This is a genomic window from Streptomyces scopuliridis (genome assembly GCF_042790125.1).
In the GTDB taxonomy this organism is placed as follows: Bacteria; Actinomycetota; Actinomycetes; order Streptomycetales; family Streptomycetaceae; genus Streptomyces; species Streptomyces scopuliridis_A.
In genome coordinates this window covers 50,205-66,526 of sequence record NZ_JBHTZS010000041.1, presented here as the reverse complement: position 1 = coordinate 66,526, position 16,322 = coordinate 50,205, and the positions used below count along the sequence as shown (strand labels likewise).

At 71.1% G+C, this 16,322-nt stretch carries 17 protein-coding genes; 6 read left to right on the top strand and 11 right to left on the bottom strand.

Translation table 11 applies throughout. From position 1 onward, the window contains the following. Nucleotides 1-273 precede the first annotated feature (273 nt). Complete coding sequence (locus ACFRKB_RS35605) at nucleotides 274-624, bottom strand: DUF4333 domain-containing protein (RefSeq protein ID WP_383110758.1); 351 nt, start codon at nucleotides 622-624, stop codon at nucleotides 274-276. 348 nt (nucleotides 625-972) lie between these two features. Here ACFRKB_RS35605 and ACFRKB_RS35600 point away from each other — a divergent pair, with 348 nt between their 5' ends. After that, the gene (locus ACFRKB_RS35600; RefSeq protein WP_383110757.1) at nucleotides 973-2,121 is read left to right on the top strand and encodes a serine hydrolase domain-containing protein; all 1,149 of its coding nucleotides are present in this window, start codon (nucleotides 973-975) and stop codon (nucleotides 2,119-2,121) included. Between the two features lie 23 nt (nucleotides 2,122-2,144). Beyond that, a complete protein-coding gene (locus ACFRKB_RS35595) occupies nucleotides 2,145-2,486 on the top strand; it encodes a DUF6616 family protein (RefSeq protein WP_383110756.1) in 342 nt (113 codons plus the stop codon). A gap of 240 nt (nucleotides 2,487-2,726) precedes the next feature. Here ACFRKB_RS35595 and ACFRKB_RS35590 read toward each other — a convergent pair whose 3' ends face one another. Then, nucleotides 2,727-4,172, bottom strand: a complete 1,446-nt coding sequence (locus ACFRKB_RS35590; protein WP_383110755.1) for an aldehyde dehydrogenase — start codon at nucleotides 4,170-4,172, stop codon at nucleotides 2,727-2,729. Between the two features lie 321 nt (nucleotides 4,173-4,493). Here ACFRKB_RS35590 and ACFRKB_RS35585 point away from each other — a divergent pair, with 321 nt between their 5' ends. The 3 genes from ACFRKB_RS35585 to ACFRKB_RS35575 all read left to right on the top strand — a co-directional run bounded on the left by ACFRKB_RS35585 (nucleotide 4,494) and on the right by ACFRKB_RS35575 (nucleotide 8,020). Further along, entirely contained in the window at nucleotides 4,494-5,456 is a 963-nt protein-coding gene (locus ACFRKB_RS35585; RefSeq protein ID WP_383110754.1) for an AraC-like ligand-binding domain-containing protein, read from the top strand. Nucleotides 5,457-5,572: 116 nt separating this feature from the next. Continuing rightward, complete coding sequence (locus tag ACFRKB_RS35580; protein WP_383110753.1) at nucleotides 5,573-6,388, top strand: FadR/GntR family transcriptional regulator; 816 nt, start codon at nucleotides 5,573-5,575, stop codon at nucleotides 6,386-6,388. 132 nt (nucleotides 6,389-6,520) lie between these two features. Then, a complete protein-coding gene (locus ACFRKB_RS35575; protein ID WP_383110752.1) occupies nucleotides 6,521-8,020 on the top strand; it encodes a carboxylesterase/lipase family protein in 1,500 nt (499 codons plus the stop codon). Between the two features lie 28 nt (nucleotides 8,021-8,048). On the opposite strand, the gene ACFRKB_RS35570 is transcribed toward ACFRKB_RS35575, so the two are convergent. The 9 genes from ACFRKB_RS35570 to pcaH are packed head-to-tail and all read right to left on the bottom strand — an operon-like array spanning nucleotide 8,049 to nucleotide 15,476. Continuing rightward, a complete protein-coding gene (locus ACFRKB_RS35570) occupies nucleotides 8,049-9,269 on the bottom strand; it encodes a 4-hydroxybenzoate 3-monooxygenase (RefSeq protein WP_383110751.1) in 1,221 nt (406 codons plus the stop codon). 2 nt (nucleotides 9,270-9,271) lie between these two features. Continuing rightward, entirely contained in the window at nucleotides 9,272-9,934 is a 663-nt protein-coding gene (locus ACFRKB_RS35565) for a 3-oxoacid CoA-transferase subunit B (protein WP_383110750.1), read from the bottom strand. Continuing rightward, complete coding sequence (locus ACFRKB_RS35560) at nucleotides 9,931-10,611, bottom strand: 3-oxoacid CoA-transferase subunit A (protein WP_383110749.1); 681 nt, start codon at nucleotides 10,609-10,611, stop codon at nucleotides 9,931-9,933. The genes ACFRKB_RS35565 and ACFRKB_RS35560 overlap by 4 nt, the downstream gene beginning before the upstream one ends. A gap of 1 nt (nucleotide 10,612) precedes the next feature. Further along, nucleotides 10,613-11,812, bottom strand: coding sequence for a thiolase family protein (locus ACFRKB_RS35555; RefSeq protein WP_383110748.1), 1,200 nt, complete (start codon nucleotides 11,810-11,812; stop codon nucleotides 10,613-10,615). Beyond that, nucleotides 11,805-12,188: a 4-carboxymuconolactone decarboxylase gene (gene pcaC, locus ACFRKB_RS35550; RefSeq protein WP_383110747.1), complete on the bottom strand. Its 384-nt coding sequence runs from the start codon at nucleotides 12,186-12,188 to the stop codon at nucleotides 11,805-11,807. Before pcaC ends, ACFRKB_RS35555 begins: the two co-directional genes overlap by 8 nt. Then, nucleotides 12,185-12,973 carry an alpha/beta fold hydrolase gene (locus tag ACFRKB_RS35545; protein WP_383110746.1) on the bottom strand — a complete coding sequence of 263 codons (789 nt, stop codon included), beginning with the start codon at nucleotides 12,971-12,973 and terminating at the stop codon, nucleotides 12,185-12,187. Before ACFRKB_RS35545 ends, pcaC begins: the two co-directional genes overlap by 4 nt. Beyond that, nucleotides 12,966-14,165, bottom strand: coding sequence for a lyase family protein (locus tag ACFRKB_RS35540; protein WP_383110745.1), 1,200 nt, complete (start codon nucleotides 14,163-14,165; stop codon nucleotides 12,966-12,968). The genes ACFRKB_RS35545 and ACFRKB_RS35540 overlap by 8 nt, the downstream gene beginning before the upstream one ends. Continuing rightward, the gene (gene pcaG / locus ACFRKB_RS35535) at nucleotides 14,162-14,722 is read right to left on the bottom strand and encodes a protocatechuate 3,4-dioxygenase subunit alpha (RefSeq protein WP_383110744.1); all 561 of its coding nucleotides are present in this window, start codon (nucleotides 14,720-14,722) and stop codon (nucleotides 14,162-14,164) included. The genes ACFRKB_RS35540 and pcaG overlap by 4 nt, the downstream gene beginning before the upstream one ends. Continuing rightward, complete coding sequence (pcaH, locus tag ACFRKB_RS35530; protein WP_383110743.1) at nucleotides 14,715-15,476, bottom strand: protocatechuate 3,4-dioxygenase subunit beta; 762 nt, start codon at nucleotides 15,474-15,476, stop codon at nucleotides 14,715-14,717. Before pcaH ends, pcaG begins: the two co-directional genes overlap by 8 nt. A 68-nt stretch (nucleotides 15,477-15,544) precedes the next feature. Between pcaH and ACFRKB_RS35525 the strand changes: the two genes are divergently transcribed. After that, a complete protein-coding gene (locus ACFRKB_RS35525; RefSeq protein WP_383110742.1) occupies nucleotides 15,545-16,321 on the top strand; it encodes an IclR family transcriptional regulator in 777 nt (258 codons plus the stop codon). Nucleotide 16,322: the final 1 nt, after the last annotated feature.

Genomic DNA, 16,322 nt, shown 5'->3' with positions numbered 1-16,322 from the left:
TCACCCGTGGGTAGGGCTGGCCCAGTTGCCCCCCCCCCGCGTAGACACTGGCCCAGCCCTGCCGCGGTGGGATTGTCCGGCGCGGGTCGGCGCAAGGTGCCCGGCCCGCGGCGTGACGAGGTCGCGACACTCTCAGGTGTCAGCCTGAGCCATGACAGCCGATGGGAACGGGGCCGTGAACGCAGCCCTTCTGGTATGTGGCCCTTGCTGTCGCCCGCAGGGGACGGGACGGCCCCGATGCCACGGCCGCCGACCCGCTCGCTCCGCCGTTCCTCAGCCCAGTGACAGGTCGCCCTGATCGTCCTTGATCTTCACCTTGACCCAGGCATGGCCGCTGCTGTTGCCGTCACCGACGCCGTCGACCTTGCACTCGAACTCCCGGCCCGCCTCGACGGGGATGGAAGCGGGGCAGCTGACGTCGTCGATGGTCGGGGGCTTGGCGAAGTCGGCGGAATTGACGTTGTTGAGCACGGCCCGCGCCAGCGCGTCCTGATCCAGGACGCGCTGCGGCTGTACGGCGGGACTCCCGGCCAGCAGCATGATGGTGAACGTGAGCGCACAACAGGCGATCACGGCCAGGGAGAGCGCGATGACGGTACGGGCGAAGCTGCGTTGATCAGTCACGCGGACAGTCCTATACGGCTGTCCGTGCTCATACAACCCCTTCGTTGTCTTCCGCGAGTGGAGGTGAAAGACCTTCGCCCTCGGACCGCCGCAGCGGCCCAGGTGAAGCGGTAGGGCACCGACCGGTTCGCGGATGCGCGCGATGGCGACTTCCGGTGCGCTCGATGACACATCTTCCGAGGTGCGCCCGCTTAACGTCGAGGTGAGCCGCCCCCGCCGCTCCGCGCGATCCCCAACACGTCGTGTGCCACCGCTGAGAGAGGGTGCGAGCCTCCTTCCGCCCTGCCGACCGGTGATCGCACAGACGACTCCCCGTGTCGGCATCGCCCCTCCCGACTAGGAATGAAGATGACCACTCAAGGCACTCCCGTGACCTTCGGCGATCTTGCTCTGTTCACTGGGAAACCGCAGCACCAGAACTTCTGCCGCATGGCCGAACTGCTGCCCTCACGCCCCATGGCTCCCTCCTCACGACCGAGCGCCCTGCCGATGGGGAATCCGGGAGCCATGCCCCCCACCTACCGGTTCGACGGCTTGGCGCGATCGACCGACACCTTCCTCGCGGAAACGGACACCGCGGCGCTGCTCGTTCTCACCGATGGGAAAGTGCGGTACGAGCACTACGCGCTGACAGGCGGTCCGGAGGTCCCCTGGCTCTCGATGTCGGTCGCCAAGAGCTTCGTCTCCGCCCTCGTCGGCATCGCTCTCGACGAAGGACACATCCCCTCTCTCACCGCCTCCGTCAGCGACTTCGTGCCGGTGCGACCGGGCTCCGCCTACGACGGCGTCCCGGTGCGCGACGTGCTGCAGATGTCCTCCGGAGCACGGTGGGACGAGGACTACAGCAATCCGCGGTCCGAGGTCTTCCGGCTCGCCGACGCGGTCCAGTCAGGCGGATCGCTGGAACGCGTCGTCGCAGAGATGGAACGCGAGCACCCGCCCGGCACACTGTGCCGGTACAACTCCGCCGACACACTGGTGCTGGGCAGGATGCTGGCCCATGCCACCGGCCGCACCCTCGCCGACTACATGCGGGAGAAACTCGGTGAGCCGCTGGGCATGACGTCACCGGGACACTGGCTCATCGATCCGCAGGGCGACGAGCTGTCCCACAACGGGCTGACCCTCACCGCCAGGGACTATGCCCGGCTCGGCGAGCTCTACCGCAACGGCGGAGTGTGGCAGGGGCGCCGCGTGCTGTCCGACGACTGGGTCCGCGACTCCGTGACCGTCACCACCCCTCACTGCGCGCCCGGACGTGTCCGGGGCCCCGGCCCGCTCGGTTACGGCTACCAGTGGTGGATCCCGGAGGGCGACCGCGGCGAGTTCAGTGCCATCGGCGTCTACAACCAGTACGTCTACGTCGACCCGTCGGCCGCGACCACCATCGTGAAACTGTCGGCCAACCGGGCCTTCGGCACCACGCCCGACGAGTCCACCAACCGGGACCTGGAAACCCTCGCCCTGCTCAGGGCCATCACCCAGCACAACAGCTGACCACACGCACGTCAGGAGACATCATGCACGCCTTCCTCGAACTCTGGCACGCCAAGCCCGAGTGGCTGAACCTGCCCCGGCACGAACGCGAGTCCTTTCTGGCCGACGTCGCGGGCAGCATGGCCCAACTGGACGCGCTCGGAGCCGAATCCATCGGCTGGGGCACGGCAGCGCCGATCGACGACAAGGACGCCGGTTACCCCTTCTTCGCCGTGTGGCGCGTGCCGTCGGCCGCCGTGGCGACCCGCTTCTCACAGGAACTGGAAGCAGCCGGCTGGTACACCTACTTCGACCAGGTGAACGTCGTGGGCGAGCTGCGGAGCCCCGGCGACATCCTCAAGATCATTTCTGAGCTGAAGCCGTAAGGACCGAGCTCGGCGAGAGGACCGGCTCGCCGAGCGCTTCGCCGTGAAGTGGACGCAGCGGTCGGCGGGTTGGCCCGGGGAACGCGAGGTACACACCGCCGACCACGTACTGGTGCGGGTGCACACCGACGAGGGGCTTGTCGGAGTGGCCGAAGCTCCGCCCCGCCCGTACACCTACGGCGAAACGGCTTCGCGCCTGCCGAACAGGGCGTAGACGGTGCGCGGGCCCGAGCCGAACGATCAGCGGTAGAGCGACTGCGTCTGCAGGTACGCCTGCATTCCCTCCGGGCCGAGTTCACGACCCAGCCCACTGGCCTTGAACCCGCCGAAGGGGGCGCCCGGGTCCGGCAGGTACCGGTTCACACCGATGGTGCCCGTCTGCACCCGGCGGGCGACGGCCGCACCGCGCTCGGGGTCGGCGGTCCACACCGTGCCACCGAGGCCGAAGCCGGAGTCGTTGGCGATCCGCACCGCGTCGTCGGTGTCGTCGTAGGCCAGCACGCACAGGACCGGACCGAAGATCTCCTCCTGGGCGACGGTCGATCGGCTGTCGACATCGGCGAAAACCGTGGGCCGCACGAACCACCCCTGGTCCAGACCGGCCGGCCGGCCGCCACCCGTGGTCACCCTGGCGCCCTCGGCGCGCCCCTTCGCGATGTAGCCCTCCACTCGTTCCCGCTGCTGTGCGGACACCAGAGGGCCGATGAGGGTCCGCTCGTCGAGCGCGTCGCCCACCGGCAGGGATTCCGCGAGCGCCGTGACGAGCTCGACCACCTGCGCGTACCTGCTGCGCGGGGCGAGGATCCGGGTGCTCAGGAAGCAGGTCTGACCGTTGTTGGTGAACGTCGCCCGGACCAGTTCCTCGCCGATCGTCGCCGGGTCGAGGACGGCGTCGTCGAGCACGATGCCCGCGGACTTGCCGCCCAGCTCCAGGGTGACCGGTCGCAGCAGCCGACCGCAGACCTCGCCGATGGCCCGGCCGGCCGGCGTCGAACCGGTGAACGCCACCTTGTCCACGCCGGGGTGGGCCACCAGGTGGACGCCCGCCTCCCGTCCGCCGGGGATGATGTTGAGCACGCCCGCCGGAACACCTGCGGCCTGCGCCGCCTCAGCCACCACGAACGCGTCGAGCACCGCCTCGGGCGAGGGCTTCAGGACGATCGTGCACCCCGCGGCCATGGCGGGGGCGACCTTGAACATCGACAGGACCTGCGGGTAGTTCCACGGCACTATCGCCGCGACCACGCCTACCGGCAGCCGGCGCACCTCCACCGTTCCGCCGAGCACCCCGGCGCGGGTCTCGGTGAATTCAGCGGTGCGAGCCAGGTCGGCGTAGTAGCGCAGCACCGCGGTGGGGTAGCCCACTTCCAGCTGCCGGGCCACGGTGACGGGCATGCCGTTCTGGCTGCTGACAGCCGTGCAGATGGCGTCGGCGCGGGCGTCGAGCTCTGCGGCGAAGCGTTCCATCACCTCGGCCCGGCGCGCGGGCTCCCAGGACGCCCACCCTCCGGGCGCGTCGAACGCCTCGCGAGCCGCGCCGACGGCGCGGTCGACGTCCTCCTCCACCGCTTCCGGGACCGACGCCAGCGGTTGTCCGGTGCTCGGGTTGATCGGGGTGATCCGGCGTTCGCCGGCCGGCCGGACCCACGTACCGCCGAGGTAGAGGTACTCATGGCGATGCTTCATCAACGCTCTCCCTGTGAACCGCCACCCGTACTGAACTGAACGGGACTTACGGAGAGTGTGCTTCGCGGTCCACCACCCGAGACTCCGGACGGTGCACGAACAGCCGCCAGGTGGTGCACGGATCCGTCACCGCCGATCTTGGATCACTCGCGGCCTGAACATAGAGTGGCGACGAATGGGGGACTCAGCGCGCCCGGCACCATTCCCGTCGCCACGCCTGAATCCTCTACGCCATCTGCCCGGTATGAAACGTTCGGGAACGCGGCGGCGGCGTGAGCCTGGCCGCCGCGCTGAACGACCTCTCGCAGGTTGGAGTGCGCTATGAATTCCCTCGTTTCCACCGAGACCGTCACCCGTGCGGAACGATTCGATCAATGGGCGCATGCGGTGTCCACGGTGTTCGGAGGTATCGACAGCCGGCCGGTCGCCCGCGACGTGTTCCGGGGGACGGCCGTGAGCGGGGCGGTGGGTCGTCTGCGAGTCGTCTCCATCGACGCGGGCCCGCTCACCGTCAGACGAGTCGGGCGTCGGACGGCTCGGAATGAGGACGACCTCTACAAGGTGGCTCTTCAGGTCTCCGGCACCTGCATGGTCGAGCAGGACGGCAACGAGGCGGCCCTGGCGCCCGACGACATCGCCATCTGCGACACATCCCGTCCCTACTCGTTCACGTACGAAAGCGAATTCAGCACTGTTCTGATGATGCTGCCGCGCACGATGCTGCCCGTGCGTCCGGACGCGATGCGAAGCATCACCGCCCGGCGGCTCAGCACCGACGGAGGAGTGGGGGCCATGGTGGGCCCTTTCCTGCGTTCCCTCGGTGTGCAGCGGTCCCTCTGTTCCGAAGCCGCCGCCCCCGGCCTTGTGGACGGCACCGTCTCCCTGGTCACGGCACTCGTCCGGGACAATCTGACTGACGTGCTGCCGGATCCCCAGGAAGCGATGAAGGTGCGTATCCGCACCTATATCGAGACCCACCTGTCCGATCCGGACCTCACGCCGGATTCGATCGCGCGAGCACACGGGATATCCCGCCGCTACCTGTTCAAATTGTTCGCTTCCGAGGACCTGACGGTGGCTGTCCGGATCCGGACCCGCCGTCTGGAGCGATGTGCCCGCGACCTGTCCAGTCCGGCTTCGGAAGGGCAGTCCATCAGCGTGATCGCCGCCCGCTGGGGTCTGTTCGACTCCCGGCACTTCAGCCGGGCATTCAAGAACGTCTACGGCCGGACGCCGCGCGACTTCCGCAACCGCGCGTTGGCAATGTCCGGCCCCGTTCGCTGAGCGAGCTAGACACCTAGTGTCTCTGTGACCTTGACACCTGAAATCTGCCTTTCTAGTGTTCGGGGAGGCGGGATCGACAGGTCCCGACGCGAGGGCATCGGCAGGAGACGACGGGCATGGCGCAGCACTCAACGGGCGGCGGGGCCGACCGCAGGATCGGCCGCAGCCGGGTCGCCGACCGGATCGTCGACGACTTGCGGGAGCGCATCCTCGGCGGGGAGCTCCCGAATGGCTCGCGGCTGCCGGCGGAACGGGAGCTCGCCGAGCAGTACGGCGTCAGCGGGGCGACCATCCGCGAGGCGGTTCGCGTGCTGTCCACCGTCGGGCTGGTGAGCGTGCGGCACGGCGCCGGGTCGTTCGTCACCGCCGAACCCGACACGATGATCGGGATGTCCATCGCGTCGGTCGTCCGGCTGGCCGGCGCGGGCGCCCTTGACGTGCTGGGCGTGTTCGCCGCCTTGAACAGATACGCGGTCCAGCTCGCCGCCCAGGAGGCGACCGACACGGAGATCGCGTCGCTGCGGGAGGCCGCCGAAAGGCTGGCGGTGATCGACGACACCGATGGCACGGTCGAGGACCTTCGGGCGTTCATGCGGCGCCTGTCGGAGATCTCCCACAACGCGCTGCTGATCCCGCTGTGCCGGCTGCTCGCCGACGTCCAGGTCGAGCTGGCCTTCGAATTGAGCGGCGGGCGCGTGTCCGAGTGGCGGCGGGTCGCCGGCGGGCTGCATGCCGACCGGCTCGCGATCGTCGAGGCTCTGGAAAACCGGTCACCGGAGCGGGCGGCCGCGGCCGTGGACGCGCACTCCGCGCGTGCGGCGAGCTTGATCCTTTCGACCCCGCAGGCGAGAAAGGTACAGCGCTCGGACCCCGGTTACGCGCGGCTCTTGGTCGACAAGCTCAACACCAGGCTCAGCTCGGCCGCGAGCTGACCGCTGCGGTGACGGGCGCGACCTCGATCGGATCCGGCCGCCGCGGCCTCACCACCGATGCCTGCGCGACCGGTGATCACTCGACGCGGTGATGTACCGGGCATCGGCAGTCAATTCCGGGAGGAGAACATCATGACTCAGGTCCGTGTCGAACAAGGAATTCTCGAAGGCCGGCACAAGCACGGCGCGTACCGGTTCCGGGGCGTGCCCTACGCGGCCCCGCCCGTGGGGAACCTGCGGTGGGCCGCGCCGCAGCCCCCCGCTTCCTGGGACGGCGTGCGCGATGCGACCCGCTTCGGCAACGTGGCGATTCAGACCGCCGACAACGGCGAAGATCTCGGCGGGCAGCAGAGCGAGGACTGCCTCTACCTCAACGTCTGGTCCTCGACCGTCGATCCGCAGGCCCGCCAACCGGTCATGGTCTGGATCCACGGCGGCGGCTTCCTCGGTGGCGCCGGGTCCATGATGGACTACCACGGCACATCGATCGCCCGGCGTGGTGTGACCTACGTGTCCTTCAACTACCGCCTCGGCGCGTTCGGTTTCATGGACCATCCGCGGGTGGGTGGGAACGCCGCCGTCCAGGACTGGGTCGCCGCGTTGACGTGGGTGTCCCGCAACATCGACGCCTTCGGCGGCGACCCCGGCAATGTCACCGTCTTCGGTCAGTCGGCCGGCGCGACCGCCGTACGCACCCTGCTCGCCACCCCGTCCGCCCAGGGGCTGTTCCACCGCGCCATCCTGCAAAGCGCCGGCTTCGAGCGAGCCGCGGCCCTGCCCGACACGGCCCGCCCGCGCATCGTCGAGGCCAGCGGCCGGATGTTCGAGCAGCTGGGCGGCAGCGACATCGAGTATCTCCGCCAGGCACCGGTGGAGCGCGTACGCCAGGCATCGTTCCTGTTCTCGGGCGCCATGCCGTCGCCCGGCCAGGTGCACACACCGGCGAACCTGGTCTGGTGCCCGGCCGAGGACGGCGAGGTCGTGGGTGCGGATCTGTCCTGCTGGCGAGCGGACATCCCGGTGCTGTTCGGACACACCGCGAACGAGGCACGTTACTTCGTCACGCCCACGGGGCCCTACGGAGCGCCGCCGGGAACAGTGGACCCGGCCCGGCTCTACACGCCCGTGACGCTGGCCAGGATGGCCGCTGTCTTCGGCCGGCAGCATGCCGACCCCATCGTGGCCTCGCTCACCGGCGGTCCGTACGAAGAACTGGCGGAACTGTTCACCACCGCCATCTGGACGGAGCCGGCCCTGACCTCCTACCGGCGGTTCACCGAGCTGGGTCGCACGAGCTACGCCTACCGCTTCGAGCGCGTCTCACCCGGCAACCGCCGTACGGGCAAGCTCGCCTTCCACATGTCCGAGATCCCCTACGTGTTCGGCCACCTCACCCCGGCCGGGGACTACGACCAGGTGGACGCCCGTGTCTCGGAAACCATGACACACGCGTGGACGGAGTTCGCGCGGACCGGTGTGCCGAGCGGCCCCGACGGCACCCGCTGGCCCGCCGCCACCAGCACAGCACCTCACATGACGGTCATCGACGACACGGCACAGAGCCGTCCCCTGACCGTCGGCCCGGTCACCGAACTGATCAACTCCCTGCGAACGGGCGCCGATCACCGCTGAACGCCCGAGCACGGCGGTGAGCCGCTGATCAGACCCTCCCGGTGTCGGTCACCCCGCCGTCCCGGCCGAACCGCGGCCAGCCGGTGTAGCCCTCGGCGAGGAGGGCGGAGGCGGTGCGGGAGGTCACGAGGTGGGCGAGTTCGCCGAGTTGGCGTCGCTCGTCGAACGGCGGGGCGCCGGGTGTCCGGTGGAGCAGTGTGGTCATCCAGTAGGAGAAGTGCTGGGCTCTCCAGACCCGATTCAGGGCGCGCGGGGTGTAGTGGTCGAGGGCGGAGCGGTCGGCTTTGCGCACGGCGCGTTCGATCACCTCGGCCAGGACCCGGACGTCGGCCAGCGCCAGGTTGAGTCCTTTGGCGCCGGTGGGCGGGACGGTGTGCGCGGCGTCGCCGGCGAGCAGCAGGTTGCCGTGGCGCATCGGTTCGCACACGTAGGAGCGGAACGGCAGGACGGTCTTGGCGATGATGGGGCCTTCGATCAGGGTGAAGCCGTCCTCGCCGGCGACCCTGGCCTGGAGTTCGGCCCAGACGCGGTCGTCGGACCAGTCGGCGACGGACTCGTCGGGGGCGCACTGGAAGTACATCCGTTGCATGGTGTCGGTACGCCGGCTGATCAGGGCGAAGCCGCGGTCGGAGCGGGTGTAGACGAGTTCGTCGCAGGAGGGTGGCGCCGCGCAGAGGATGCCGAACCAGGCGAACGGGTAGCGCCGGAAGTATTCCTGACGGTCAGTCACCGAGTGCCGGGTCATGCTGCGCGAGCCGTCGGCGCCGACCAGCACATCGCACCGCACCTCGTGGTCCCGCCCGCCGGCGTCGGTGAACAGCATCGCCGGGCGGTCGCTGGTGACGTCGGCGACGGAGGACTCGCCGACGCCGTACCGGACATCGCCGCCGTCGCGGGCGCGGGCCTCGGCGAGGTCGAGGAAGACATCGGTCTGGGGGTAGAGCCAGGTCGAGGCGCCTGCCAGTTCCTGGAAGTCGATGCGGTGGCCGACGCCGCCGACGCGGAGTTGGATGCCACGGTGCTCGTGGCCTTCGCGCAGCACGCGGTCGGACACACCGGAGTCGACCAGCAGGCGAACGCTGTCGCGTTCGAGGATGCCGGCGCGCTGGCTCTCCCCGATTTCCTCGCGGGTGCGGGTTTCGATCACGACGGACTCGATGCCGGCCAGATGGAGCAGGTGGGAGAGCATCAGCCCTGCCGGGCCGCCTCCGACGATCCCGACCGTGGTGCGGGAGACAGTGCGGGACATGGTCACTCCTGGGCGTCGGTGCCGTCGACGAGCGGAATCCCGACGAGTGCTCGCAGGTCGGGGAAGGCGATGCCGAACACATCCCGGACGACCACGGCGTGGTCCTCGATGAGAAAGACGGCGAGGTCGGTGTAGACGCGGCTGACGCAGCCGATGCCCGTCAGCGGGTAGCTGCATGAGGGGACCAGTTTGGGCGCCCCGGACCGGGTGAGCAGCGTCATCATCACGAAGGTCTGCTTGGCGCCGATGGCCAGGTCCATGGCGCCGCCGACCGCGGGGATGGCGTCCGGCTCGCCGGTGTGCCAGTTGGCGAGGTCGCCCCGGGCGGAGACCTGGTAGGCGCCCAGCACGCAGTGGTCGAGGTGGCCGCCGCGCATCATGGCGAACGAGTCCGCGTGGTGGAAGTAGGCGGCTCCGGGCAGTTCGGTGACCGGGATCTTGCCCGCGTTGACCAGGTCGGGGTCGATCTCGTCGCCGTGTGCCTCGGGGCCCATGCCGAGCATCCCGTTCTCGGTGTGCAGCACGATCCCGGCGCCGGGATCGAGGTGGTTGGCGACCTTGGTGGGCCGTCCGATGCCGAGATTGACGTACGAACCGGGCGGGATGTCGCGGGCCACCAAGGCCGCGAGTGCGTCGGTGTCCAGGCGTTGCGAAGTGACGGTCACGGTCGCTCCTCGGGCTGAGCGGGCACGGGGACCACGCGGTCGACGAACACGCCCGGTGTCACGACGTGCTCGGGGTCGATGCCACCGAGCGGGCGCAACTCGCATACCTGCGCGACGGTCGTGGTGGCCGCGGTGGCCATGATCGGCCCGAAGTTGCGGGCGGTCTTGCGGTAGACCAGGTTGCCTGCCCGGTCGGCGGCGTACGCGGAGATGAGGGCGACGTCGGCGTGGATCGGGTACTCCAGCACGTAGTTCCGGCCGTCGATCTCGCGGGTCTCCTTGCCGTCGGCGAGCGGGGTGCCGTAGCCGGTGGGGGTGAAGAACGCCCCGACCCCGGCGCCCGCTGCGCGGATGCGTTCGGCCAGATTGCCCTGGGCCACGAGTTCCAGCTCGATCCGGCCCGCGCGGAACTCGGTGTCGAAGCGGTGCGAGTCGGTTTGGCGCGGGAACGAGCAGATGATCTTACGGACCCGGCGTTCCCCGATCAGGGCGGCGAGGCCACGGTCTCCGTTGCCCGCGTTGTTGTTGACCACGGTGAGGTCGCGGGCGCCGGAGTCGATGAGCGCTTCGATCAGCTCGACCGGCTGACCCGCCGTGCCGAACCCGCCGATCATCACGGTGGCGCCATCCGGAATGCCCGCGACCGCGTCGGCGGGGGTGACGACGAATGTGGTCATCTCAGGCGCCCCCGTTCCCCGTGCCGACGTTCTCCAGGACCACGGCGAGACCTTGGCCGACGCCGATGCATATCGCCGCGACACCCCACCGGCCGCCGGTCTCGGCGAGTGTCCGGGCGAGGGCGCCGAGGATTCGGGTGCCGGACGCGCCGAGAGGGTGGCCGATGGCGAGCGCGCCACCGTTGCGGTTGACGATCACCGGGTCGATTCCCCAGGCGCGGACGCAGGCCAGCGCCTGGGCGGCGAACGCCTCGTTCAGTTCGACCGCGGCGACTTCGGACCAGCTGATCCCTGCGCGTTCGAGCGCGCGGTTGGCCGCTTCGACCGGCGCGAACCCGAAGAACTGCGGTTCGTTCGCGGCGGCGCCCCAGCCCGCGACCCGGGCCAGCGGTTCGCGTCCCAGCAGACGGGCGGCGTTCGGACTGCCGAGCAGGACGGCCGAGGCGCCGTCGCTGAGCGGCGAGGAGTTGCCCGCGGTGACGGCGCCGCCCGCGCGGAACACCGGCGGCAGGGCGGCCAGCTTCGCCAGGCCGGCGCCGGGCCGGATCGACTCGTCGCGGGTGAGTTCCGCGCCCGGCACGGCGACGATGTGGTCGTCGTAGAACCCGCGTTCCCAGGCCGCCGTGGCGGCCTGGTGCGAACGGAGCGCGAACGCGTCCTGGTCCGCTCGGCCGACCTTCTCGCGCTCGGCCAGCTGCTCGGTCGCTTCGCCCAGTGAAACGGTCCACGCGCCGGGCATCGCCGGATTGACCAGCCGCCATCCGAGCGCCGTGGAGACGAGTTCGGCGTTGCCCGCGGGGAACGGCGTGGCCGGTTTCGGCAGTACCCAGGGCGCGCGGGACATCGATTCCACACCGCCCGCCACCACCACATCGCCCTCGCCGAGCGCGAGGCGGCGCGATCCCGCGATGACGGCGTCCAGGCTGGAGCCGCACAGCCGGTTCACCGTCGTGGCCGGGACGCTGACCGGCAGGCCCGCGAGCAGGCCCGCCATCCTGGCGACGTTGCGGTTGTCCTCACCGGCGCCGTTGGCGTTGCCCAGCACGATCTCGTCCACCCGAGCCGGGTCCAGGTCCGGGTTCCGTCCGACCACGGTGCGTACGACCAGGGCGGCCAGGTCGTCCGGGCGTGTTCCGGCCAGCGCGCCACCGTACCGGCCGAACGGCGTGCGCACCGCGTCGTACAGGAACACCTCACTCATCACCGGCCTCCAGCGCGTCGAGGACCTGCTGGGTGATCGCGTACGCGCGGTTGGCGGCGGGCACACCGCAGTAGATGGCGCTGTGCATGATCACCTCGCCGATCTCGGCCTCGGTGAGGCCGTTGGTACGGGCGGCGCGCACGTGCATCGCGAACTCCTCCCAGTGCCCGAGCGCGAGCAGCGCGGTGAGCGTGGCGACGCTGCGGGCGCGGTGGTCCAGGCCGGGGCGGGTCCAGACGCTGCCCCAGGCGTAGCGGGTGATCAGCGCCTGGAAGTCCGCGGTGAGCGCGGTCTTGCCCGCTTCGGCTCGGTCGACGTGCGCGTTGCCGAGCACCTGGCGACGCACCCGCATTCCGGTGTCGTAGGGGTTGGTCATGGGAGCTCCCAGGTGTCGGAGGTGAGCAACGCGGCCACGGCGGCCGGGCGTTCGGCGGGCGGCAGGTGTCCGCAGCCGTCGAGGACGCGCAGCGCCGCGCCCGGCGCGATCGCGGCGGTACGGGCTGCCGGTGAGGGTGGGACCACGACGTCGTGTTCGCCGGGCGCGACGAGCAACGGGACCACGCTCCGGTGCAGTTGGCCGCGCAGGTCGAATGCGGCGAGGGCTTCGCAGGCCAGGGCGTAGGACTCGCGGTCGGTCTCAATGAGCGAGCGCACCAGGCGCTCGGCCGTGTCCGGGTCGCGTTCGGTGAAGCCGGGGGCGAACCAGCGCCGCCTGGAACCGGGGACCAGCGCGCTCGTCCCGTCGCGGCGAACCAGATCAGCGCGTTCGTGCCACGCCGCCGTGTCGCCGATCCGGGCCGCGGCGGCGATGCACACCACCCGGTCGAACACTCCGGGCGTGAGCGCCAGCTCCAGGGCGACCGCGCCGCCCAGCGACACACCGGCGTACCAGGCGCGACGGTCGCCGTCCCACAGCCCGGCGGTCCCCCGCCGCACCGCCGCCGCGAGCCCGCCGACGGTGAACGGCGCCGTGGCCGGCGCGCTGCGTCCATGGCCCGGGAGATCCCACCCGATGACGTCGAAGTGGCCGGACAGCAGCGTGGCGGTGGTGCCCCACAGCGCGGCGACCGAGGTGCCGAGGGAGGGGCCGACAACCAGCGGGGCTCCCCTGCCGGGGCTGCCTGCCAGGCGCGTGAAGGTCAGGCGGGGGGCCTCAGTCATGGTCCGCCCCTGCCGTCCGGAACCGGGCCAGAACGGTGTCGACGAACGCACCCGAGGCACCCAGATAGCCGGCCGGATCACCCGGTGTGCCGCGTTCGGCGAGCAGCAGGCCGGAGGCGGCGCGGGCGCGGGCGGTCATCGTCCTGGCGTCCACCTCCAGGCCCGCGGTGAGCTCGGCGGTCTGCGACGCGGCGGTGACCGTCAGTTCAAGCAGCCGGCGCAGCGCGGGCCACTCGCTGTGCCAGGCGCCGTCGGGCCGCTCGTCCAGCGTCAGTCCCGCGGCGAGCCTGAGCTGGGCCTCCAGCTGCGGGGCCTGGAGCGCGGCGCCGCGCACCAGCACGGCCAGCACCGGGTTGCGTTTGTGCGGCATGGTCGAGGAGCCGCCCCGGCCCGCGACGGCGCCCTCGCGGACCTCGGCGATCTCGGGCCGGGACAGGACGGCGACATCCGAGGCGATCACCCCCGTCGTCGCGCAGACGCCCGCGAGGGCCGCGCCGATCCGGGTGACCGGGGTACGGGTGGTGTGCCAGGGGAGGCCGGGCCAGACCAGGCCGAGCCGGTCGGCGAACGCGCGAGCCGCCGCGACCGGGTCGGCGCCGGTCTCGGCCACCAGGGCCAGGGTGCCCGCGGCACCGCCGCACTGGACCGGCAGCCCGCGCAGCGCGTGCTCGACGTCGTCGTGGGCATCGAGTACCCCGGACAGCCACTGCGCGGCCTTGAGCCCGAAGGTGACCGGCACGGCGTACTGGGTGAGCGTGCGGCCCGCCATCACGGTGCCGCGGTGCCGCCCGGCCAGCGCGGCCAAGGCGCGGGCGGTGTGGCCCAGATCGTCCCGGACACGGTTCAAGGTGTTCCGGGCGATCAGTACCAGCGCGGTGTCGAGCACATCCTGGCTGGTCAGTCCGCGGTGGATCATGCGGGCCAGCCGGTCGTCGGGGACGGCGTCGCGCAGCGCGCCGACCAGCGGTACCACGGGGTTCCCCGCGTCCTCGGCGCCTGTGCGCAGTCGGTCGAGATCGACCGGCCAGCCGCGGACGGCCCGGTCGAGCGCGGCGGCGTCCGCGGCGTCCAGAGCCCCGGCGGCTGCCAGCGCGTGCGGCCACGCGGCCTCGACGGCGAGCATCGCGGCCACCAGCGCCGCGTCGTCGGCCAGCCCGGCGGCCCGGTGCGCGCCCGGGGACAGCAGGCTCATCGCGGGCCGTGCCCGGGGAAGTGCAGGAAGACCGTCTCGCGGTCGCCCTGGAGGCGGATGTCGAAGCGGAGGGATCCATCGTCCTCGCGTGCGGCCAGCAGGGTCGTGCGCCGGGCGGGCTCCACCGAGTCCAGGAACGGGTCCGCGGCGGTGCCGGGCAGGTAGGCGCGGGTGAACAGCCGGTTGAGCAGGCCGCGGGCGAACACCACGACGGAGAAGAACGGCGCGCTCCCCGGTCCTGCCGGTCCCGGTTCGCAGGTGGTGAACGAGTAGCGGCCGACGCTGTCGGTGGCCGCGCGTCCCCAGCCGGTGAACGCCGTCCCGTCGCGGCGGAGCGAGCCCTCCGCACGCGGCACCCGGCCCCCGCCGTCGGCCTGGCGGATCTCCACCAGCGCTTCCGGGACCGGCGTGCCGGCGCCGTCGTACACCGTGCCGTGCAGCCGGATCGCTCCCGGGGTCGCGGGCGGCACGAGTTCGTTGCCGCGCGGGTAGGGCAGCGCGTAGTGGAAGAACGGGCCGACGGTCTGGCCGGGCGTGGGCGGCAGTGGCTCAGCCATGGTCGCGCTCCATCGGAGTGGCGTGGCTGCCGGTGAGCACGATGTCCCAGCGGTAGCCGGTGGCCCACTCGTGCTGGGTCAGGTCGTGGTCGTAGGCGGCGACGAGGCGCTCGCGCGCGGCCTCGTCGGTGATCGACTGGTAGATCGGGTCGAACGCGAACAACGGATCGCCCGCGAAGTACATCTGGGTGACCATCCGTTGGGTGAACTCGGTGCCGAACACCGAGAAGTGGATGTGCGCCGGGCGCCACGCGTTGTGGTGGTTGCGCCACGGGTACGGGCCGGGCTTGATCGTCGTGAAGCGGTACCACCCCTCGTCGTCGGTGAGGCACCGGCCCAGCCCGGTGAAGTGCGGGTCGAGCGGCGCGGGGTGCCGGTCGCGTTTGTGCACATAGCGGCCTGCCGCGTTGGACTGCCAGATCTCCACCAACTGGTGCCGCACCGGCTTGCCCCAGCCGTCGAGGACCCGCCCGGTGACGATGAGCCGTTCGCCGATCGGCTCGCCGCCGTCCTGGATCGTCAGGTCGGCCTCCAGCGGATCGACGTCGCTGTGACCGAAGGCGGGGGCCACCAGCTCGGCGCCCTCGGGGTCGGCGAGCCACAACGCTCTGGTCGGGTGCCTTAGCACCGAACTGCGGTACGGCGCGAAGTCCAGCCGCGGCTGCGTCTGCGCCGGCGTCGTCGCACGGTGCAGCCGTGCGATCTGATCGCTCACGGTGGTCTGCGTCTCCTGTGACGCCTCGCTCGTGCTCATGGCCCACATCGTGGGCCTTCCGGGTGAGGGCGAGCGAGCCTATGCTTCCGCTGAGCGGAAGGAGCCTGATGGCTGGGAACACGTCGAGCCCCGGAGTCTCGGTGGTGTCGCGGGCATTGTCGCTGCTGTACGCCTTCGATGACCGCCACCGCAGGCTCACCCTGGCCGATCTGGCCCGGCGCGCGGACCTGCCCCTGACGACAGCGCACCGGCTGGCCGGCGAACTCGTCATGGGCGGGGCGCTGCTGCGCAGGGCGTCCGGGGAGTACGTCGTGGGCCGTCGGATCTGGGACGTCGGCCTGCTCGCGCCCGTACAGACCGAGCTGCGGCAGGTCGCCTCGCCGTTCCTGAACGACATCCACGCGGCCACGCTGGCGACCGTGCACCTGGCCGTCCGGGACAGGACGTACGTCCTCTATGTCGAACGGCTCTCCGGCCGGGCATCGGTCCCGGTGGTCAGCACGGTCGGCACCCGGCTGCCGATGCACGCGACCGGTGTCGGCAAGGTGCTGCTGGCCCACGCGCCGGAACAGGTGCGCGACCGGGTGCTGGCGAACCTGACCCGGATCACGCCGTACACGATCACCCAACCCGCCCGGCTGCGTGAGCAGTTGGCGCGGGTGGCGCGGGACGGCTACGCGCGTACCGTCGAGGAGATGTCGCTCGGCGCCTGCTCCCTGGCCGTGCCGGTCGTCGCGCCGGCCCTGTCCGGCGACGCCGCGGTAGTGGCCGCGCTCGGAGTCGTCGTGCCGAACTTCCGCCGCGACAAGGCGCGCCTGGTCGCGGCCCTCCAGGTGGCCGCCCAGGGCATCGGGCGGAGCCTCGGTTCCCACGCGCCCGACTGAC